The sequence below is a fragment of the Novosphingobium sp. BL-A-28-Hi1-0D genome, from assembly GCF_055521755.1.
In genome coordinates, this window is sequence record NZ_CM145502.1 from 1,143,765 (window position 1) to 1,164,633 (window position 20,869).

A 20,869-nucleotide genomic window follows, 5' to 3' on the forward strand; every position below is an offset into this window, starting at 1 on the left:
GCCAATGATTCAGGCACCCGAAACCGTCTTCACCGATCATCATCGCGTCAAGTGCGATGGCGCGTCTGATATTCGTGGCGGCGCCGCCCTCGGCCACCCCCGCGTCTGGCTCGAGATCGACGAGAAGGGCTACGTCGAATGCGGCTACTGCGATCGCCGCTTCGTGCTCAAGGGCGGTCCGGCCGATACGGCGGCGGCTGCCTGAAGGACCGTCACGGAAGCGCCTCTGGCCTTCTGTGACCCAGTGCTTATATCGGTCCCATGACCGATCCCGATACACGCTCGCTGCTCTACCGCTCCGGCCTGCTTTCTCCTGACGAGGCGCGGGCAATAACCGCCAATGCGCTGAAATCCTGCGACGATGGCGAACTCTACCTCCAGTTCATCGCCAGCGAGAGCTTCGGGTTCGACGACGGGCGCCTGAAGACCGCCGACTATTCGCGCGATGCGGGCTTCGGCCTTCGTGGCGTCTCGGGCGAGATGACCGGGTTTGCCCACGCCAACGAGATTTCCGCCGCCGCCATCGCGCGTGCTGGCGAGACGCTCAAGCTGCTTGATCCGGCAAAGGGCCAGCCTGCCCCGCCGCCGCGCAACAACAACCGCCATCTCTATACCGAAGCCTCGCCGCTCGACGCCGTGCCGTTCGAGGCCAAGGTCAAGCTGCTCGAAACCATCGACGCTGCCGCGCGCGCCCGCGATCCGCGCGTGGCACAGGTTTCCGCCTCGCTTTCGGGCTCGTGGTCGGTGGTGGAGATCGTCCGCGCCGACGGCTTCGTCGCCCATGATGTCCGCCCGCTGGTGCGCCTGAACGTCTCAATCGTGGCAGAACAGAACGGACGGCGCGAAACCGGCTCGTTCGGCATCGGCGGCCGCCGCCTCTATGACGACCTCTTCTCGCCCGAGACCTGGAACCGCGCGATCGACGAGGCACTGGCACAGGCGCTGGTGAACCTCGAATCGGTGGCCGCACCAGCGGGCGAGATGACCGTGCTGCTCGGCCCAGGTTGGCCCGGCGTGTTGCTCCACGAAGCGGTCGGCCACGGCCTTGAAGGCGATTTCAACCGCAAGGGCACCAGCGCCTTCTCCGGCCGCATCGGTGAGCGCGTGGCCGCACCCGGCGTCACCGTGGTCGACGATGGCACGCTGCTGGGCGTGAACGGACAGGGCCGCCGCGGCTCGCTCTCCATCGACGACGAGGGTACGCCGACGCAGGAGAATGTGCTGATCGAGGACGGCATCCTCAAGGGCTACATCCACGATCGTCTCAACGCGCGCCTGATGGGCGTTGCGCCCACCGGCAACGGGCGGCGCGAGAGCTTTGCCCATGCGCCGATGCCGCGCATGACCAACACCTTCATGCGCGGCGGGAGCGACGATCCGGCCGAACTGCTGTCCCGCGTCAAGAATGGCATCTTCGCCAAATCCTTCGGCGGCGGGCAGGTGGACATCACCAGCGGCAAGTTCGTGTTTTCCTGCACCGAGGCCTACCGCATCGAGAACGGCAAGCTCGGCGCTCCGATCAAGGGCGCGACCCTGATTGGGGATGGCCCGACCTGCCTCACCAAGGTCACCGGAATCGGCAACGACCTTGCGCTCGATGAAGGCGTCGGCGTCTGCGGCAAGGGCGGGCAGAGCGTTCCTGCGGGCGTCGGGCAGCCGACGCTGCTGGTCGAAGGCCTGACCGTGGGCGGGACAGCCTGACGAAGGCTTTCCCGACATGCGGCGTTGTGTGGTCAGCGCGGGTTAAGCCGATCCGTGCCAAAGGTACCAGACCGACTCAGAAGGAAGTGCCAGTCATGAAGAATACCGCCAGCAGAATCGCTGCGGCACTGGCCGCCGGATCGCTGCTCCTTTCCGGAGCTGCCGCCGACGCCAAGCCGCGTCTCACCCCTGAGCAGGAGCTCGCAAAGACCCTGGAAGGCCGCGTTGCGGGCAAGCCGCAGGATTGCCTCTATCTGCCGCGCGTGATCAACACGCGCATCTACGACAAGACCGCGATCGTATATGACTCGGGCAACACGATCTGGGTCAATCGCCCGGACTCAGGCGCCAGCTCGCTCGACGACAACGACATCATGGTGACGACGCCTTTCGGCGCACAGCTTTGCAGCGTCGACATCGTACGTATGGTCGATCGCAATGTCGGATTCTGGCGCGGGTCGATCGGACTGGGCAAGTTCGTGCCTTACACCAAGGTGAAGGACGCCAAGGGCAGCTGAGCCTCTTGGAAGACGCGGCAATTGCGGGCTAAGGCGGGGCATGACGCTCCGCCTTGCCACCGCCGCCGACACTGCTGCCCTTGCTGATCTGGGACAACGTGCCTTCATCGCCAAGTTCGGCCATCTCTACAGCGCCGGGAACCTTGCCCGGTTTCTCGAGGAATCGCATTCCGAGAGCACAGTCGCTGCGCAGCTTGCCGATCCTTCGATGAAGATCGCGGTAGTTGAGGAACAGGGTCGACTCACCAGCTTCTGCAAGATCGTCCGCACCAGCACCCTGCCCCCGAAGACCGGTGCCGAACGGCCGATGGAGCTCAAGCAACTCTATACCGATCCCGACCTTATCGGTCGCGGCCACGGCGCGCGGCTGATGGACTGGGCTATTGCCGAGGCACGCGCCTGGGGAGCCGACGAGATGCAGCTCTCGGTCTATGCCCACAACCCGGAGGCTCAGCGCTTCTACCGCCGCTACGGCCTCGAAAAGGTTGCCGACATCGAATTCTGGGTCGGCGATCACTGCGATCCGGAGTTCATGTTCGCAGGGCCACTTTAGAAGCCTTCCGGACGGGCGCGGGACACCCTATAGAGGGTGCATGTCCTCGATCCGTCCATGGCGCGATATCGCGCGTCGCAAGAGCCGCCAGATCATGGTCGGCGCGGTCCCCGTCGGCGGCGATGCCCCGATCACCGTGCAGACGATGACCAACACGCCAACGTCCGACCCGGTGGCCACGATCAACCAGATCCGCCGCTGCGAGGATGCGGGCGCAGACATCATCCGCGTTTCGTGCCCCGACGTCGAAAGCACGGCGGCGCTTGGCAAGATCGTCAAGGCAGCGCGCATCCCGATCGTTGCGGACATCCATTTCCACTACAAGCGCGCCCTCGAAGCGGCTGATGCTGGCGCTGCGTGCCTGCGCATCAATCCCGGCAACATCGGCAGCAACGAACGCGTCGCCGAAGTGGTCCGCGCCGCCAAGGCCAACGGCTGCGCCATCCGCATCGGCGTCAACGCCGGCAGCCTCGAGAAGGACCTGCTCGAGAAGTACGGCGAGCCCTGCCCCGAAGCGCTGGTCGAATCCGCGCTCGATCACATCAAGCTGCTGCAGGATCACGATTTTCACGAATACAAGGTGGCGGTGAAGGCCAGCGACGTATTCCTTGCGGTTGCGGCCTACATGGGCCTTGCCGAAGCGGTCGACTGCCCATTGCACCTCGGCATCACCGAAGCAGGCGGGCTGATCGGCGGCACGGTCAAATCCTCCATCGGCATCGGCAATCTGCTCTGGGCGGGGATCGGCGATACCTTGCGCGTCTCGCTCTCGGCAGAGCCGGAAGAGGAAGTGCGCGTCGGCTTCGAGATCCTGAAGTCGCTCGGCCTTCGCACCCGCGGCGTCCGCGTCGTCTCGTGCCCGTCGTGCGCGCGACAGGGATTCGACGTGATCCGCACCGTCGAAGCGCTCGAAAAGCGCCTGACCCACATCAAGACGCCGCTCTCGCTCTCGGTGCTGGGCTGCGTCGTTAACGGCCCCGGCGAAGCGCGCGAGACCGACATCGGCCTCACTGGCGGCGGCAACGGCAAGCACATGGTCTATCTCTCGGGCGTGACCGACCATACCGTGCAGTCCGAGGAAATGCTGGAGCACATCGTCGCGCTGGTCGAAGCCAAGGCGGCGGAAATCGAAGCGGCAACCAGCGACGCGGGGAACGTGACCGAGGCGGCGGAGTAGCTTGGCTGCCCGATTACCGTCGACAATCGAAGCAGGGGGCAGATCATGGGAGTAAGGGCGTTCATCGCGGCCGGAGCATTGTTGTTGCTTGGCCTCGGCTCCAGCCCCGTGCTGGCCAAGGAAAAGGTCGATCCTGCCGCCCTCTCTGCCATGGTCGAGAAAACGAAGGCGAAGGACCCCGCTGCCGACGTAAGATGGCTGCGGCAGGAAAACTCACGCCGCTTCTCCTACATGGCACCACGCTGGGAGGACGGCCGCAAGGCCTTCGAGACGCTTGAGAAGAACCCCGAAAAAGCACTGGAGGTTGCCGCAAAGCAACTTGCGGAAAACCCCCTCGACATGGATGCAAACCTGCTCACCGAGATTGCGCTGTCCAAGCTGGGGCGCAAGGACGAGGAAGCCCGCCAGCACAACCTGCTCATGGCGCTGCTTGAGTCGGTTATGGACGGCAAGGACGGACAGTCTCCAAAGACAGCATGGAATGCGGTCAGCATCGACGAAGAGTATCAGGTACTGCGACTGATCGGCTTCGAGCCGAAGATGCAGGCGCTCGTGATGGAAGATGGCAAGAGATTTGACGCAATGACGGTAACGAGCTCCGAGACGGGCAAGGAGTTGACGCTTCACTTCAACATCGACTTCTTCTTCGGCAAGCAATTCGAAGGGCTGGGACTTTGACAGGGATGCAGACGACCATACGCCCTGCCACCTCCTCTGACGTCCCTCTGATTGCCAACCTGATCCGCGCATTGGCCGAGTATGAAAAGCTCGCCCACGAAGTGCGGTTCGACGAGGCCGTGCTTGGGCAGAAGCTGTTCGGACCGCGCCCCTATGCCGAAGTCGTGATCGGCGAGATCGACGGCACGCCGCAGGGCTTTGCCTTGTTCTTTCACAACTTCTCGACCTTCGAGGGCAAGCCGGGGATCTATCTCGAAGACTTGTTCGTAAAGCCTGAGGCGCGCGGGTCGGGCCTTGGCAAGGCGCTGCTCTCGCATCTGGCTGCGCTGGCTGTGGAACGCGACTGCGCGCGGCTGGAATGGTCGGTACTCGACTGGAACGAACCTGCCATCGGCTTCTACAAGTCGCTCGGCGCCAGGTTCATGGACGAATGGACCGTAATGCGCGTCGATGGCCCGGCCTTGAAGCAGCTTGGCGCGAATGCTGGAAATTCGGTCGAAAACGCATAGAATGGCAACCGTTCACGCCCGATACGGGGGCGGCGTGGTACGGGACTTGGCATGACACATCGAGTCGACAGGCGAACGGTACTGGCAGGCGTTGCGGCAAGCGCTGCTGCAGCTGTCTTCCCTCCGCGCGTTGCGGCCGCGACCTACTATCCCAATGAGCAGCACCGCGAAGTCCTGCGCATCGCGGCCGAGCAGGTCGAAAAGCACCGCGCCTCGCTGTGGCGGACGGACATCGTCGGCATCGCGGACTTCGCACTGCCCTCCTCGCTGCCGCGGTTCCATTTTGCCAATCTCGAACGCGGCGAGGTCCGCTCGTTCCTCGTCGCGCACGGTCGCGGGTCTGACCCGGAACATGACGGGTTCCTCAAGACCTTCTCGAACGATGTCGGCAGCCTTGCCACCTCGCGCGGGGCCTATGTCACCTACGAATGGTACAAGGGCAAGTACGGCACCTCGATCCGGCTGGGCGGTCTTGGCCCTGAGAACAGCAACGTGCTCGACCGTGCGATCGTGCTGCACCCGGCATGGTACGCAAACCCGGACATGCTGGAGAAATGGGGCAAGCTCGGCCGCTCGGACGGATGCTTCGCCATGAGCGAGGCGGACTTCAACGAGGCGCTGTGGCACCTTTCGGGCGGCCGCCTGATCTATGCGGACAGGCTTGGCCTAGGTTAACAAAGGGCGGGGCTGACGACGCCCCTTGGTCCGGCTCGTCAGGTGCCAGCGAAAGCACCGGTCACATTTATAGGGATGGAGCACGAGGCCGCTCTTTGTCGCGGCCTCGACGGCATCTTCCACGCTGACATAGCGCGCCTTGCGCTGGCAGACGCTGAGCCTTGTCCTCATCTCGCCCGCGTCAAAGCGGATTATCGAGCTTGATCACCGCTTCGTTGCTCTTGCGCTGCGTGGTGTGCAGCTGGCGCGGCTGGGCAAAGCTTGCCAGCACCGGCGCGTCACGCCCGTAGATGTCGGGGAACGAACGCAGCATGCCTGTCACGTCGCGCGCCACGGTGAAGTAGGTGAGATAGACCGGGAAGGTCTTGGTCATCGGCACCTTGGTATAGACTTTCGAGGTGTGCGCGGTGACCGCGTCGTCCGGCGTCATGCCTGCCCCGAGAATCGCCATCGTCATTGCCAGTTCGGTCGCCCGCTCCACGCGCACGCAACCATGGCTGAGCGCACGGGCGGGGAGGTTGAACAGGTTGCGGTTGGGCGTGTCGTGCAGGAAGATCGCGTGTTCATTGGGCATGTCGAGCTTCATGCGGCCCAGTGAATTGGTGTCTCCGGGCTGCTGCACGACATAGATCGTGCCATCAGCGGCCTTGGTCACCTTGTAGCCCTCGCGCTCGGCCTGCTTGGGGTTGCCGACAAGTCGCGCGCCGAGCCCTTCGCCCACCACGATCGACTGCGGCACGGTCCACGTAGGATTGAAGATCACGCCCTCGACCGTCTCGGCCAACTGCGGCGTCGCCGTCTTGCCGGGCTTGCCGACAATGACCTTGTAGGTGCTGATGATCTTGTTGCGCACGGTCAGGCGCAGCATCTGTTCCGGCACGTTGGCGAGCAGATACTGCGTGCCGAGATCGCGAGCGAGCCAGCGCCAGCGGTCCATGTTGGCGCGGATCAGTGCGGCCTGCTTCTGTGTCTGTGCCTTGGGCAGTGCGGCCTTGAGCGCGGCATAGTCGGGCACGGTCGGCAGGAGCGCCATCAGCGCACCCTTCACGTCATGCCTTGCCAGCGCGTCGGCGAGGATCAGCGAGGTCGGGTTGACGTCCTGATCGGGATCGACTGCGAACCACTGCACGCGCGCGGTCATCGGCGTGCGTCCGTCGCGCAGGTCTTCGGCAAGCCAGCCGAACAGGCGGGTCGCGGTTTCGTCAAGCTCCGGCCCCTCGCCCTTGACGATGGCAGCGGAGAGCACTTCGGGCTGATAGTCGCGCGGGAACAGACCCTCGGCGCCAATGCCCTTGATCGTCACGAGCAGGCTCTGCGCGTCGCTCTGCGTCCAGTGCGGTGCAGGTGCAGGCAAAGCCTCTGCAGGGGCGGCGGTAGCAGCGGCAGCAGGAGTCGGCGCAACAATCGGGGGTGCAACGGGCGCGGGCTTGGCCTGCTTGGTCAGATCGACCGGCCCTGCCGAGGCAGCGCTTTGTGCAGCCAGCGGCTGGGTCGCGATGGAAAGCGCCAAGAACGCCACGCCAAGCTTGCCGGAAAGGCCGGTCCCTTCGATCGCACGCTTCACGCTTTGCATTTCCCTGTTCACTCGCACCCACGTTCGCAAGGCCTGAGGCCTCACCTTCATGTCCTGCCTCAAGCCCCATCGACTATCAAGCCACGCATCTATCGGACCTCGGGCCTGTCTGGAGGCTTAATCATCTGCTCGCCCTACAAGATGGTTTCAAGTCGCAACCAGTTTGCCTATGGCACATGGATGAACGACGTGCGCTTTCCCCTGTTCCCCGTGCTGGCGGCAATGCTTGGCCTGGCGCTTTTCTCGGTGATGGACGGGGTGATGAAAGCCGCCTCGATTGCGGTCGGTGCCTATGCCGCAATGTGCTGGCGCGGCCTTGCCGGGTCGCTGCTGATGCTGCCGCTGTGGTTATGGCGCGGACAGGGCTGGCCTGCATGGAGTACGCTCAAGGTCCACATCCTGCGCGGCACCGTGGCTTCGACCATGGCGGTCCTGTTCTTTTACGGCATCGTCCGCCTGCCGCTGGCCGAGGGCATTGCGCTGTCGTTCATCGCCCCGCTGATCGCGCTCTATCTCGCCGCCATCCTGCTGGGCGAAAAAGTGCGCCCTGCGGCGATTGGTGGTTCGCTGCTGGCACTGGCAGGGGTGGCGATCATTGCGGGCGGGCAATTGAGCGGCCCTTCCGATACCGAGGCGGTCAAGGGCCTGGTCGCCACGCTGGTCTCGGCCGTGCTCTATGCCTGGAACCTCGTGCTGCAACGGCAGCAGGCGCTGCTCGCCAGGCCCGAGGAAGTGGCGTTTTTTCAGGCGCTGGTCCAGTTCGGCTTTCTCGGCCTTGGCGCTTGGTGGTTCGCTCCCTTTCCCACGGCACCAGTGTGGGAACTGCTGGTCGTCTCGGCGATCCTGTCTGCCGCCTCGCTGATGCTGCTGAGCTGGGCCTATGGCCGCGCCGAGGCGCAAGTGCTGGTCCCGCTCGAGTATACCGCGTTCATCTGGGCCGCCATCGTCGGCTGGATTGCCTTTGCCGAGCCGGTCACGCTGACCATGCTGACCGGCGTTGCGCTGATCGTGGCAGGGTGCCTCTATGCCACGCGAAGCAGCACACCGGCAGCGTGAAGCAGTCATTATTGCTATTGATAATCAATACGGCGTGATGCGCGGCAAATTGTGCCGCACCTGCGCAGATTGGCCTCTTCCCGCCCTTGACGCATGGCCGGTTTGCGCGCATCGCGCTCGGGCTTTCAGGCCGCATTTCGTCGCGCCGCCTATGGGCCACGAGCCCTTCGGCGATTCCCCGCGCGACACAATCGCGTTGCGGCCGCGACAGGAGGGAAGACGCACAGCCATGACCCAGGTCGGACAGGATACGCTCGGCACCCGCAGCACGATGAACGTGGGCGGCAAGGAGTTCGCCTACTATTCGCTCAACAAGGCTGCGGCCAAGTTCGGTGACATCTCTCGCCTGCCCTTCTCGATGAAGGTGCTGCTCGAAAACCTCCTTCGCTTCGAGGACGGCGGCTTCACTGTCTCGACCGACGACGTGAAGGCGGTGGTCGACTGGCAGAAGAACCCCAGCGAATCGAACAACGAAATCCAGTACCGCCCGGCGCGCGTGCTGCTGCAGGATTTCACCGGCGTGCCCTGCGTGGTCGACCTTGCCGCGATGCGCGATGCCATCGCCACGCTCGGCGGTGATACCAGCAAGATCAACCCGCTGGTGCCGGTCAACCTCGTGATCGACCACTCGGTCATGGTCGATGAATTCGGCCATCCCAAGGCGTTCGAGCAGAACATGGAGATCGAGTACGAGCGCAACATGGAGCGCTACGACTTCCTCAAGTGGGGTTCGAAGAGCCTCAACAACTTCTACGCCGTGCCCCCGGGCACCGGCATCTGCCACCAGGTCAATCTGGAAAACATCGCGCAGACGGTGTGGACCAGCACGGACCAGAACGGCGCGACCGTGGCCTACCCTGACACTTGCGTCGGCACCGACAGCCACACCACCATGGTCAACGGCCTTGGCGTGCTCGGCTGGGGCGTTGGCGGGATCGAGGCCGAAGCCGCGATGCTCGGCCAGCCCGTCTCGATGCTGATCCCCGAAGTCGTCGGCTTCAAGTTCACCGGCGAGCTCAAGGAAGGCGTCACCGCCACCGACCTCGTGCTGACCTGCACCAATCTGCTTCGCAAGCACGGCGTGGTCGGCCGCTTCGTCGAATACTACGGCCCCGGCCTTGCCGCGCTGTCGCTGGCCGACCGTGCGACGCTCGCCAACATGGCGCCTGAATATGGCGCGACCTGCGGCTTCTTCGGCATCGACGAAAAGACGCTCGACTACCTGCGCCTGACCGGCCGCGAGGAATCGCAGATCGCGCTCGTCGAAGCCTATGCCAAGGAGCAGGGCTTCTGGATCGATCCCTCGGTCGAGCCGATCTTCTCCTCGACGCTGGAACTCGACCTTGGCACAGTGGTGCCCTCGCTCGCAGGCCCCAAGCGCCCGCAGGACCGCGTCTCGCTTCCCGAAGTCGACGACGTGTTCAACGCCGACATGGCCAACACCTACAAGAAGGCGCAGCAGCGCGTTCCGGTGGCAGGCACCGACTACGACATCGGCGACGGTGACGTGACCATCGCGGCGATCACCTCGTGCACCAACACCTCGAACCCGGGCGTGCTGGTGGCCGCTGGCCTGGTGGCCAAGAAGGCAAACGAACTCGGCCTCAAGCCCAAGCCGTGGGTCAAGACCTCGCTGGCCCCCGGCAGCCAGGTCGTCACCGACTACCTCGTCCGTGCAGGCCTGCAGGAACATCTCGATGCGGTCGGCTTCAACCTCGTCGGCTATGGCTGCACGACCTGCATCGGCAACTCAGGGCCACTGTCCGAACCGATCAGCAAGGCGATCAACGACAACGGCCTCGTTGCTGCCGCCGTGATCTCGGGCAACCGCAACTTCGAAGGCCGCGTATCGCCCGACGTGCGCGCGAACTTCCTCGCCTCGCCGCCGCTGGTCGTCGCCTATGCGCTCAAGGGCACGGTGATCGAAGACTTCACCACCACTCCGATCGGCAAGAGCAAGGATGGCGTTGACGTCTACCTGAAGGACATCTGGCCCTCGAACAGCGAAGTCGCCACCACCATGGCCGGCTGCATGGACCGCGCGATGTTCCAGGCCCGCTATGCCGACGTCTACAAGGGCGATGCGCACTGGCAGGCAATCAACGTCACCGGCTCGGAAACCTACCAGTGGCGCGCCGGGTCGACCTATGTCGCCAACCCGCCGTACTTCGAAGGCATGAGCATGACGCCTTCGCCGGTGAACGACATCATCGAGGCCAAGCCGCTGCTGATCCTCGGCGATTCGATCACCACCGACCACATCAGCCCTGCAGGCTCGATCAAGGCTGACAGCCCGGCGGGCAAGTGGCTGATGGAACATCAGGTTTCGAAGGCGGACTTCAACTCCTACGGCGCGCGCCGTGGCCACCACGAAGTGATGATGCGCGGCACTTTCGCCAACATCCGCATCAAGAACGAGATGGTCCCCGGCATCGAAGGCGGCTTCTCGCGCTATGGCGATGAAGTCGGCTCGGTCTATGACGTCGCCATGAGGCACAAGGCCGACGGCACGCCGACGGTCGTGATCGCGGGCAAGGAATACGGCACCGGCTCCTCGCGCGACTGGGCGGCCAAGGGCACCAACCTGCTCGGCGTTCGCGCCGTGATCGTCGAAAGCTTCGAGCGCATCCACCGCTCGAACCTCGTCGGCATGGGCGTGCTGCCGCTGCAGTTCAAGGAAGGCCAGAACCGCACCTCGTTGGCACTCTCGGCTGACGACACCTTCACCATCAAGGGCGTTGCCAACCTCCAGCCGCGTCAGGACGTGGAAGTGGAAGTCACGCGCAAGGACGGCACCAAGCTGACCTTCACCGCACTGTGCCGCATCGATACCGCCAACGAAGTCGAGTACTTCATGAACGGCGGCATCCTGCACTACGTGCTGCGCAAGCTCGCTTCGTAAGACGCGGCTTCAAGCCACACAGAAAGGGCCCGGGACTTCGGTCCTCGCGCCCTTTTCTGTTTGTACGGCAAGGTCAGGGAATGCCCACCCCCAACCCCTCCCGCTTGCGGGAGGGGAGTTAAGCGCGCTGCTCCAGCCCTCCCGCAAACGGGAGGGCCGCGAGACTTACTGAACGCAGTGAAGTTAGTCGCAGCGGGGTGGGCTGCCTGCGCCGCCTCAGAGGCGAGAACCACACCCGCGGCACTCCGTGTCGCGCGCAATGCGCATCGTGCGCAGGGAGGGCTTCAGGCCGTCCACAACGTGCAACTGCCCCCACTGCGGATCGCCGAGCGTCGAGACGCCCTCCAGCAGCACCCGCATCGCAGCCATCGCGCCAAATGCGCCGACCATGCCGACCATCGCGCCCAGCACGCCAAGATCGGCACAGGTATCGCAATCCTCGGAATCGAAGGCATCGCCCACGAAGCAGCGATAGCAGGCATGCCCTTCACGATGCCCGGCAAAGTTCGCCACCTGTCCCTGGAACCGCCCGAGCGCAGCACTGGTGAGCGGTACGCCCGCCTTCACGCAGGCATCCGAGACGGCAAGGCGCGTGGCGAAGTTGTCGCAGCCATCGAGCACCACGTCAGCTCCGGCAATCAACCCGGCGGCGTTGTCGCGCATGATGCGGGTGACATGCGCCGTGACCTGCAGCGCTGGATCGAACGCGGCCACCCAAGCCGCCGCCGCCTCTGCCTTCGGTTTGCCGATGTCAGCCTCGGTATAGATCGTCTGGCGCTGCAGGTTGCTCGCCTCGACCACATCATCGTCGACCAGCGTCAGGTGCCCCACGCCAGCCCCTGCGAGATACTGCAAGGCGGGCGAGCCGATGCCACCCATGCCGATCAGCACGACATGGCTCTGCGCCAACCGCGCCTGCCCCATCGCGCCCACTTCGGGCAGGACGATATGGCGGGCGAAGCGGTCGAGGCGGTCTGGCGTCATGATGTGCAGTTAGGGGCTGCGGGGCAGAAGAGGAAGGGAGTTCACGCAGAGACGCAGAGAAGAAGTGGAGGCGCGGAGAGACGTTGCCCTTGCGGCAAAGCCGCTCGATAATCTCTGCCCGGACTCTGACGTGATCATTGATGGACAAAGCGGCCTATCGGCCGCGCCCGACCTCTCTGCGCCTCCACTTCTTCTCTGCGTCTCTGCGTGAACCGCCCCTAAACTTCTCAGTCTTCCAGCTGCCGCAGCAGCGTGCGCACGTCGCCGTCCATGTCGGCATCGCGGGTGCGCAGTTCCTCGATCAGGCGCACGGCATGGATCACCGTCGAATGATCGCGCCCGCCAAACTTGCGGCCGATTTCAGGATACGAGCGCGGCGTCAGCACCTTGGCGAGGTACATCGCCACCTGGCGCGGGCGCACCACAGCGCGCGCGCGGCGCTTGGAAGCCATCTCCGTGCGGTCAACGCGGTAGAACTGGCAGACCGTGCGCTGGATCTCGTCGATGGTGATGCGGCGACGGTTGGCCGAGAGGATGTCGGTCAGCTGCTCTTCGGCCAGCTGCAGCGAGACCGGCTGACCGGTCAGCTGCGCATAGGCGATCAGCTTGTTGAGGCCGCCGACCAGCTCGCGCACATTGCGGTTGATCGTGCGGGCAAGGAACTCGACAACGTCTGACGGCACTTGCGTGTTGCCGAAACGGTTCAGGCGATGTTCGAGGATCTTGCGGCGCAGTTCGATGTCGGCCGGCTGAATGTCTGCCACAAGGCCCATCGACAGGCGCGAGAGCAAGCGCTGCTCGACGCCGTCCAGTGCCTGCGGTGCGCGGTCGGCAGCGACGACAAGGCGCTTGCCCGCGCTCATCAGCGCGTCGATCGTGTGGAGGAATTCCTCCTGCGTGCTCGCCTTGCCGATGATGAACTGGATGTCGTCAACCAGCAGCATGTCGAAGCCGCGCAGGCGGGCCTTGAACTCGATCATCTCGTTGGAGCGCATGGCCTGGACGAACTCGATCATGAACCGCTCGGCCGAGCAGTAGAAGATGCGCGCGCCGGGCTTGTTGGCGGCAAAGGCGTGGCCGATGGCGTGGAGCAGGTGCGTCTTGCCCTGTCCGGTCGATCCCTTGAGGTAAAGCGGCGAGAACTGCGGGGTTTCGATCGCGGCCATGCGCTGGGCGGCGTTGACCGCCAGCACGTTGGCCGAACCCGAGACGAATTCGGCGAATGTCAGTGAGGGATCGAGACCCGAAAGCGCCGAATCGATCATGGCCGGAGCAGCGCTCATGTGGGCTGGCACGCGCGCCTGGACCGGCGATTCACCGCCGATGCGCAGCTCGGGCATCGAGCGACGGCGCGGGTGGACGGTGATGCGCACCTGGCGCACTTCCGAACGGGCGATCTTCCACGCAAGGCTCAGCCGGTCGGCGAAACGGTCGGCCACCCAGTTCGCGGAGAACTCGGTCGGCAGGAACAGGTCCAGCGTGCCGGTTTCCTTGCAGAACGATCCGAGCTGGATCGGCTTGATCCACTGCGCATGCAATTGCGGGCCGAGATCCTTCTTCAGCCCCTGGCTGATGTCGGCCCAGTCTGCTGCAAGATCCAGCGCTTCCTGGTCCTCGATCATCGTGCTGTCTTTTCCCTTCCTGCCCGCTATAGTCCGCTCGTTGCCGATCCGGTCGGCTCCGGCCACGGCCGCCACGTCGTGGCTGCCGGCCCCCCCTGCGAAATCATCAATCTTCACGCGTCGCTGCCCCGACTTCCCTACCCGCACGCTGTCCGGCATGCAGGCACAATTAACCTGCCGCCCCGCCACGCACGCGCGCGGCAGACCCCGTTCGAAGAATTTTCTTGTGACGCCGATGAGCAGTGATTCCCGCCCCCGGTCCGCATTGTCTATTGGTGTTGGGGGGCATCACGCAAGCGGGGCGAGCGCAAAAAAACTGAAATAAATGCCCTTGACTCGCCCTAACCCGCAGAGATGCATCAAGTTACTGAAAAATAGGGATTTTTACTTATGCATTGGGTTGGAGCCAAGCGAATCGCGTAGATTCCGTGACTTGTTGCGACTGCACACTGTAACAATGCGCAGACGGCTGCGTGACATGCCGCAGAAACGAAAACGGCCGACGGGAAACCCGTCGGCCATGTTCCGTCTTTGTGCCCGAATCTGCGGGATATCCCTTAGGCCCAAAGGGGCAGGAGAGAATCATGCGCAGATCCGAATCTCCCGTCCCGACCTCCGGTCAGGCAGAGAGCAGCCGAATCAGAGCGCGGCGACGCGCTTCGACAGGCGGGACATCTTGCGGGCAACGGTGTTCTTGTGAAGCACGCCACGGGCCACGCCACGCGCCAGTTCAGGCTGGGCTTCCTTGAGCGCCGCAGCAGCAGCCGTCTTGTCGCCACCAGCGAGCGCCGATTCGACCTTCTTGACGAAGGTGCGGATGCGCGAAAGGCGGTTGCCGTTGATTTCGGCGCGACGATCATTGCGACGGATACGCTTGCGGGCTTGCGGCGTGTTGGCCATGGTTTTCCTGTTTCTCGTGCCTTAGCGGGCGCACGGGGCGGCCGCATGAATTCTCGTGGAGTGACGGGAAATCCCGTCGGAAAGCGCGCCCCTTAACTGCGAGTGCCCGAATCGTCAACAGATTCGGCGCAGTTCCACGCGCAGCCCGTCGCGCGGCTTGGGGATCGGCCAGGCCTGCCACGAAGGCTCGGCCCCCGGTTGCATCCGCACCTCGAAGCGGGTGAGGATGTGATTGGCGAGCAGCTTGACCTGCATATAGGCAAAGTGGAGCCCCAGGCACATGTGCGCTCCGCCGCCGAACGGCGCCCAGGCATACTTGTGCCGCGCCGCCACCTTGTCGGGCGTGAAGCGCAGCGGATCGAACACTTCCGGCGAATCCCAGTGCGCCGGGTCGGCATGAACGGCGGCCGGGCTGATGCCGACGGGCGTGCCTGCCGGAATGCGAAAACCCCCGAACTCGAAATCGCGCAAGGCGCGGCGCGGCATATTGGGCACCGGCGGCATGAAGCGCAGCGCTTCCTTGAATGCCATCTCGGTCAATTCCATCCGGCCGAGGTCCTCGTAGGCCAGCGGCAAGCCATCACCCCCCGTCACTGCCCGCGCTTCTGCGCGCAGCCTGTCCTGCCATTCGGGGTTCTTCGCCAGTTGCCAGAACAGCACCGTGGCAGACGAAGTGATCGTATCGTGCGCGGCCATCATCAGGAAGATCATGTGATCGACCACGACGTCTTCGGGCAGCAGCGATCCGTCGTCGCGCGTGGCGAGCGCGAACTGGCTGAACATGTCCTGCCCCGGATTGGCCCGACGCTCGCGCACCAGCCGTCCGAAGTAGTCGACCATCAGCCGCCGCCCGGCCACGCCCTTGCCCATCTTGGTGAACGGCAGCGGCTTGCGCACCACGCCGACCGAGGCCTGGACCATGTCGACGAAGGCCTTGTTCAGCCGGTCCGCCTCCGGCCCCAGCGGCAGGCCGAGGAAGCTGGACGCGGCGGTATCGAGCGTCAGCGCCTTGATCGCGTCATAGAAGCGCATCTTGCCGCCCCAGCCTTCGATGGCCGAGGCAATGCCGCTGTTGAGCACGGAGCAATAGGCGCGCATCGGCTCGGGCTTGAACGCGATCGACAGCGCGCGGCGGTCCACCCGGTGCGCCTCGAAGTCCATCAGCATCAGCCCGCGCGGGAACAGCAGGTTGAGCACCGGACCCCAGCCCTGCTCGTTCGAGAACAGCTTGTCGCGGTCGAACAGGACCAGTTCGTTGGCGTCGGCCCCGATCAGGTTGACCCCGCGCCGCCCGAAGCTGCGCGTCCGGAACACCGGGCCGTAAGCATCGACCATGCGCTTCTGGAAGCCGATCGGGTCGGCCAGCTGCATCAGCGTGGTGCCGAGCACCGGCCAGCCGTCCTCGCCCGGAATGTGATCGAGCTTATGGTCGCCGCCCAGCCGCACCCAGTGCGGATTGGCGCGTTCTGTATGAAGGTCGTTGCGGATGTCCGGCGCGAGGCTGGCCATGCTATCTCCCGGTATCGTGGTTTAACCGGTCAATTAACATGGCTGTCAGCAGCAGCCAAGCGGGTTCTTCAGATCCAGCCCGAAAGCTCGCGCCGCGCCAGCGTCTCGAGCAGGTCCATGCCCTCCGCCCCGGCATTGAGGCATTCGAGCGCGGCAAAGTGCGTGCCGCCTGCCGCCTCGAAATCCTCCTTGCCGCGGATCGCCAGTTCCTCGAGCGTCTCGAGGCAGTCGGCCGAAAAACCCGGCGCGGCAATCACCACGCGCTTGGTGCCCTTGCCCGCTTCCTCGACCAGCACGGTATCGGTCGCAGGCTCCAGCCACTTGGCCCGCCCGAAGCGCGACTGGAACGTGGTTGCCAGTCGCAGCTCGGGATGGCTCTGCGCAAAGCGTTCGGCCAGCAGGCGCGACGTCTTGCGGCAGTGGCAATGATAGGGATCGCCCAGAAACAGCGTGCGTTCGGGCATGCCGTGATAGCTCAGCATCAGCACTTCGGGCGCGAAGTCGAGCGCGCTCATCTGCCGGCTCATGTCCGCATGGAGGGCACCGATATAGGCCGGATCGTCGTGATAGGGCGGCAGCGTGCGCAGCGCGGGCAGACGGCGGCGCGCCTTGATCCAGTCGGCCACGGCATCGAGCGCCGAGGCAGTCGTTGCGCCCGAATAGTGGGGATAGAGCGGGGCCACCAGAATGCGCTCGCACCCTGCCTCCAGCAGCGCATCGAGCTCCTTGGCCATCGAGGGCGACTGGTAGCGCATCGCATGGCGCACGATCGCGGCATCGCCCAGCCGCTGCTGCAGCGCGCGCGCCTGCGCCTTGGTGATCGCGGCAAGCGGCGAGCCGTCCTCGCTCCACACCTGTGAATAGGCGTGGGCGGACTTCTTCGGCCGGGTGTTGAGGATGATCCCGCGCAGGATCGGCTGCCAGATCAGCTTCGGAATCTCGACCACGCGCGGGTCCGAGAGGAACTCCTTGAGGTAGCGCTTCACCGCGTTCACATCGGGCGCGTCAGGCGTGCCGAGGTTGACGACAAGCACGCCGACTTTGCCGGTAAGCACAACAGGATGGTCGGCTGGGCGTTCCATTACGGTCCTTAAAAGAGGGCCTAGAGGCCTTCGGAAATCAGCGGCAGGCGGCGGAAGCGCACGCCCGTGGCAGAGAACAGGGCATTGGCGATGGCAGGGGCCACCGCAACCATGCCCAGTTCGCCGGGGTCGAACGGGTCTTCGTTGCTGTCGGCAAAGGCAATATCAACCTTGGGGCAATCGGCAAGCAGAGGAAGGCCCAATTGCGAGAGTCTGCCCGAAAGGGGGCGCCCTCTGGCATAGCCACTGGCCCCGCCGACAGCATGGGCGAGCCCGAACATCAGCCCGCCTTCGATCTGCTGACGCGCGATGTCGATATTCACGATGCGGCCGATGTCGACGAAGGCGCTCAGCCGCTCGACCCGAACCACGCCCGCTTCGTTGCGCGCGGTGGCGACGACGGCGATCAGGCCCTTGGCGACCCTGCCGCCACCAAGCGCAACCTCCATCTGGTGGCAGGCGATGCCCTGCCCCGAAGCGTCGATCCCGCCGCCCCATTGCGCCAGACGGCCTGCGCCCTGCAGGCAGGACACCAGCCTTGGTTCGCCCTCCAGCATGCCGACGCGGAACGACAGCGGCTCTTTACCCGCCGCATGGGCCAGTTCATCGACGAAGCATTCTGTGAAAAACGCGGTGTAGCCATGTGCCTGCCCGCGAAACCGGGCGGTGGGCTGGCGCAGCGCCAGCGGCACCTGCTCCACCGCCTTTTCCGGAATGCGGTAAAGCGGCATGGCGCCTTCGCAGGCCATCGGATCGGCCTTGTTCTGCAGGTCGAGCGCATCCTTCACGCCCCAGCCATCGAGCAACCGCGCGCCGGATTCGATCGCGGTCGCAGGCACCGCCAGCCGCGCCCGCCAGCCGAGCACCCGCGTCTTGTCCGGGCTCAGCGCGCCGTCGAGCTGCGCCGAAACGGGCGTGCGGGGAATACCGGCCAGCGCTTCCTGCCAGCGCGAGTACGTGAGTTGCACCGGCTTGCCGATGGTCTTGGCAATGGCTGCGACTTCGGCGGCGATCCGCACATCGAGCCGCGCATCGAAGCTGCCGCCCGCGTGCAAGGGATAGACGATCACGTCACGGCGCGAGAGCCCCGCCGCCCGCGCCGCCGCGCGCCTTGCCCGCTCGGGTGCCTGCGTTGCGATCCACAGTTCCAGCAAGCCATGGCGCAATCGCGCCGTCGCGCTCGCCGTCTCCAGCGGAGCGTGGAAGGCCGGCTCGACATCGTAGCGCGCGGTCAGCGAGGGCTTGGCGAGCATGGCATCGGGATCGCCCTCGGCCAGCAGGCGTTGCGGCTCACCCTTGGTCAAGGCCTTGTCGAGCGCGAGCAGCACCTTTTCGCTGTCTGCAATCGGCCCGTCCGCCTTGAAGCGCGGCTCCATCGCCCGCACCGCCTTGTCCGCCGAATACCAGTCGGTCGCCACGGCGGCCAGCCAGCGCTTGGCATGGACCACGCCGACCAGACCGCGCACCTGCGCAGCCGCCTGCTTGTCGTAGCTCGACAGCACGCTGGCTCCCAGCGGCCCATGGGCAATCGCGGCAAACACCATGTCGGGCAGGCGCAGATCGCCTGCAAAAGTGAAGCTGCCATCGACCTTGGCGGGAAGATCGAGCCTTGGATGGCGCGCAGGGGCACCTTCGGGAAACTGCCCCGGCTTCTCCCGGGGCGGTTCGGCGCGCAGCACCGGTACGGCGGGCGGATCGTAGTCCACCGCGGTATCGAGCAGTTCGGCAAAGGACAGGCGCTTGAACCCATGCGTCACGAAACTGTCCTTCGTCTCGCACTCCTCCCAGCCCACGCCCCATTTGTTGGCAGCGGCCTGCGCCATCATCGCCCGCAGCGCAGCGCCCGCTTCGCGCAAGGGCGCTTCGAAAGCGGCCAGCGCAGTGCCATCGGCCGTGATCATCAGCGGCCCACGCTCGGCATGGAGCCTGGCCAGCATTCCTTCGGCATCGGCGCCGAGCGAGGCAAAGGCGGGCATCCACAGTGGCGCCCATTTCGCCGAAAGCACGGGATCAGCATAAGCCGGGCTTATCGGCGCGGCTTCCACTGCCACCTTGCGCCAGTCTGCGCCTGCCTCGTCAGCCACGATCTGCGCGACGAGCGTGGTGATCCCCTGCCCCATCTCGCAGAAGGGCACGGCGACCGTGAGGATACAGTCCTTTCCGCCCTTGACCCGCCCCACTTTCAGGAAGGCATCGACGACATGTTCGTCCTTGCCTGCTTCAAGCGGCACGGGATAACGGCGGGGGATCAGCGGGAAGGCGATGAGCAGCGCGCCGCCCCCCCCCGCTCCCACCAGCATCCCTCGCCGGGTGAGGCGCATGGGCCTCAGCGCTTCCCGTCAAGCCAGGCGAGCACCGCCCGCGCAATCGAGAGGAACGCCTCGGCCTGCGGGCTGTCGCCTGCGGCAGGCGGATTGCCCGCATCGCTCTCGCGCCGGATCGCCATGTCCAATGGCACGCGGCCAAGGAACGGCAGGCCCATCGTCTTCGCCGCCGCTTCCGCTCCGCCCACGCCGAAGGGATCGCTCTCCTCGCCGCAATGCGGGCAGATGTACCCAGCCATGTTCTCGACCATTCCGACAATCGGGACCTGGCCCTGCTCGAACAGGCCGATGGCCCTCGTCGCATCCATCAGCGCCAGATCCTGCGGCGTCGATACGATCACCGCGCCTGCCGGCTTGTGCTTGGACAGCATCGTCAACTGCACGTCGCCAGTGCCGGGCGGCAGGTCGACGACGATGATCTCGGTGTCGCCCCAGTGCGCGTCGATCAGCTGGCCCAGCGCATTGCCCGCCATCGGCCCGCGCCACGCAATCGCCTGCCCGGGCTGCACGAGGTGCCCCATCGACAGCATCGGCACACCCCACGGGCTTTCGATCGGGATCATCTTGTTGCCCTCGGCCTCGGGCTTGCGGCCCTCGGTCAGGAGCAGGCGCGGTTGCGAGGGGCCGTAGATGTCGGCATCGACCAGCCCGACCTTGCGCCCGAGCCGCGCCATCGCCACCGCGAGGTTGGCAGACAGCGTCGACTTGCCGACGCCGCCTTTGCCCGATCCCACCGCGATGATCACCCGCGCCTTGCGTTCGGCGGTCATGCCGATGCGCACTTCGGCCACGCCAGCCTTCCGCGCCGCATCGCGCAGCGCCATTTCCAGCTTGTCACGGTCGAGCCGGTCCAGCCCGCCCACTTCCAGCACGATCGTCGCGGCCTCGCCCGCCAGCTTGACCGACTGAAGGCGATCCCCTGCCACTGCGTTCAGCGCCTCGCGCAGCGCCTGTTCTTCGATGCTCACGCCATTTCCCTGTTCTGCTCCGCCTCGGAGCCTTCTCACGCCCCCTAGCAGATGAATTTTCGGGAATGGACACTGTTTTTCGCGCCCGGGCTTCCTATAACGAATGCATGACAGACTTGGGCGGATTGATCGCGCGTT

General features: G+C 65.0%; 18 protein-coding genes. 10 read left to right on the forward strand and 8 right to left on the reverse strand.

Translation table 11 applies throughout. The features are described from left to right. The first annotated feature begins 4 nt into the window (after positions 1-4). From ACZ1JW_RS05680 to ACZ1JW_RS05715, 8 genes are all read left to right on the forward strand, one after another. A complete protein-coding gene (locus tag ACZ1JW_RS05680) occupies positions 5-205 on the forward strand; it encodes a zinc-finger domain-containing protein (protein ID WP_465124471.1) in 201 nt (66 codons plus the stop codon). A 56-nt stretch (positions 206-261) separates the two neighbouring features. Next, positions 262-1,701, forward strand: a complete 1,440-nt coding sequence (gene tldD / locus ACZ1JW_RS05685; protein WP_465124470.1) for a metalloprotease TldD — start codon at positions 262-264, stop codon at positions 1,699-1,701. Between the two features lie 95 nt (positions 1,702-1,796). Then, a complete protein-coding gene (locus ACZ1JW_RS05690; protein ID WP_465124469.1) occupies positions 1,797-2,219 on the forward strand; it encodes a hypothetical protein in 423 nt (140 codons plus the stop codon). Between the two features lie 40 nt (positions 2,220-2,259). Next, entirely contained in the window at positions 2,260-2,772 is a 513-nt protein-coding gene (locus ACZ1JW_RS05695) for an N-acetyltransferase family protein (protein WP_465124468.1), read from the forward strand. A 40-nt stretch (positions 2,773-2,812) separates the two neighbouring features. Then, a complete protein-coding gene (gene ispG / locus ACZ1JW_RS05700; protein ID WP_465142291.1) occupies positions 2,813-3,949 on the forward strand; it encodes a flavodoxin-dependent (E)-4-hydroxy-3-methylbut-2-enyl-diphosphate synthase in 1,137 nt (378 codons plus the stop codon). A 45-nt stretch (positions 3,950-3,994) separates the two neighbouring features. After that, positions 3,995-4,627: a DUF4919 domain-containing protein gene (locus ACZ1JW_RS05705; RefSeq protein WP_465124466.1), complete on the forward strand. Its 633-nt coding sequence runs from the start codon at positions 3,995-3,997 to the stop codon at positions 4,625-4,627. A 5-nt stretch (positions 4,628-4,632) separates the two neighbouring features. Then, entirely contained in the window at positions 4,633-5,136 is a 504-nt protein-coding gene (locus ACZ1JW_RS05710; RefSeq protein WP_465142292.1) for an N-acetyltransferase family protein, read from the forward strand. Positions 5,137-5,187: 51 nt separating this feature from the next. Beyond that, positions 5,188-5,811 (forward strand): murein L,D-transpeptidase catalytic domain-containing protein, encoded by a 624-nt coding sequence (locus ACZ1JW_RS05715; RefSeq protein WP_465124464.1) that lies wholly within the window; start codon positions 5,188-5,190, stop codon positions 5,809-5,811. Positions 5,812-5,992: 181 nt separating this feature from the next. On the opposite strand, the gene ACZ1JW_RS05720 is transcribed toward ACZ1JW_RS05715, so the two are convergent. Continuing rightward, positions 5,993-7,384 (reverse strand): L,D-transpeptidase family protein, encoded by a 1,392-nt coding sequence (locus ACZ1JW_RS05720; RefSeq protein ID WP_465126442.1) that lies wholly within the window; start codon positions 7,382-7,384, stop codon positions 5,993-5,995. A gap of 180 nt (positions 7,385-7,564) precedes the next feature. Between ACZ1JW_RS05720 and ACZ1JW_RS05725 the strand changes: the two genes are divergently transcribed. Both ACZ1JW_RS05725 and acnA read left to right on the forward strand, forming a co-directional pair. After that, complete coding sequence (locus tag ACZ1JW_RS05725) at positions 7,565-8,440, forward strand: DMT family transporter (protein ID WP_465126441.1); 876 nt, start codon at positions 7,565-7,567, stop codon at positions 8,438-8,440. A gap of 229 nt (positions 8,441-8,669) precedes the next feature. Further along, a complete protein-coding gene (acnA, locus tag ACZ1JW_RS05730; RefSeq protein ID WP_465124463.1) occupies positions 8,670-11,342 on the forward strand; it encodes an aconitate hydratase AcnA in 2,673 nt (890 codons plus the stop codon). A gap of 216 nt (positions 11,343-11,558) precedes the next feature. Here the strand turns inward: acnA and ACZ1JW_RS05735 are convergent, their stop codons facing one another. The 7 genes from ACZ1JW_RS05735 to ACZ1JW_RS05765 all read right to left on the reverse strand — a co-directional run bounded on the left by ACZ1JW_RS05735 (position 11,559) and on the right by ACZ1JW_RS05765 (position 20,533). Beyond that, entirely contained in the window at positions 11,559-12,326 is a 768-nt protein-coding gene (locus ACZ1JW_RS05735) for a HesA/MoeB/ThiF family protein (RefSeq protein ID WP_465142293.1), read from the reverse strand. Between the two features lie 227 nt (positions 12,327-12,553). Then, positions 12,554-13,948, reverse strand: a complete 1,395-nt coding sequence (dnaA, locus tag ACZ1JW_RS05740) for a chromosomal replication initiator protein DnaA (protein WP_465126440.1) — start codon at positions 13,946-13,948, stop codon at positions 12,554-12,556. 639 nt (positions 13,949-14,587) lie between these two features. Beyond that, entirely contained in the window at positions 14,588-14,848 is a 261-nt protein-coding gene (gene rpsT, locus ACZ1JW_RS05745) for a 30S ribosomal protein S20 (protein WP_144904814.1), read from the reverse strand. 114 nt (positions 14,849-14,962) lie between these two features. Beyond that, positions 14,963-16,357 (reverse strand): cytochrome P450, encoded by a 1,395-nt coding sequence (locus ACZ1JW_RS05750; RefSeq protein ID WP_465124461.1) that lies wholly within the window; start codon positions 16,355-16,357, stop codon positions 14,963-14,965. Positions 16,358-16,425: 68 nt separating this feature from the next. After that, the gene (gene hemH, locus ACZ1JW_RS05755) at positions 16,426-17,439 is read right to left on the reverse strand and encodes a ferrochelatase (protein WP_465142294.1); all 1,014 of its coding nucleotides are present in this window, start codon (positions 17,437-17,439) and stop codon (positions 16,426-16,428) included. 20 nt (positions 17,440-17,459) lie between these two features. After that, on the reverse strand, positions 17,460-19,760 hold the full coding sequence (locus ACZ1JW_RS05760) for a xanthine dehydrogenase family protein molybdopterin-binding subunit (RefSeq protein ID WP_465142295.1): 2,301 nt from the start codon (positions 19,758-19,760) through the stop codon (positions 17,460-17,462). A gap of 5 nt (positions 19,761-19,765) precedes the next feature. Then, a complete protein-coding gene (locus ACZ1JW_RS05765; RefSeq protein ID WP_465142734.1) occupies positions 19,766-20,533 on the reverse strand; it encodes an Mrp/NBP35 family ATP-binding protein in 768 nt (255 codons plus the stop codon). Positions 20,534-20,869: the final 336 nt, after the last annotated feature.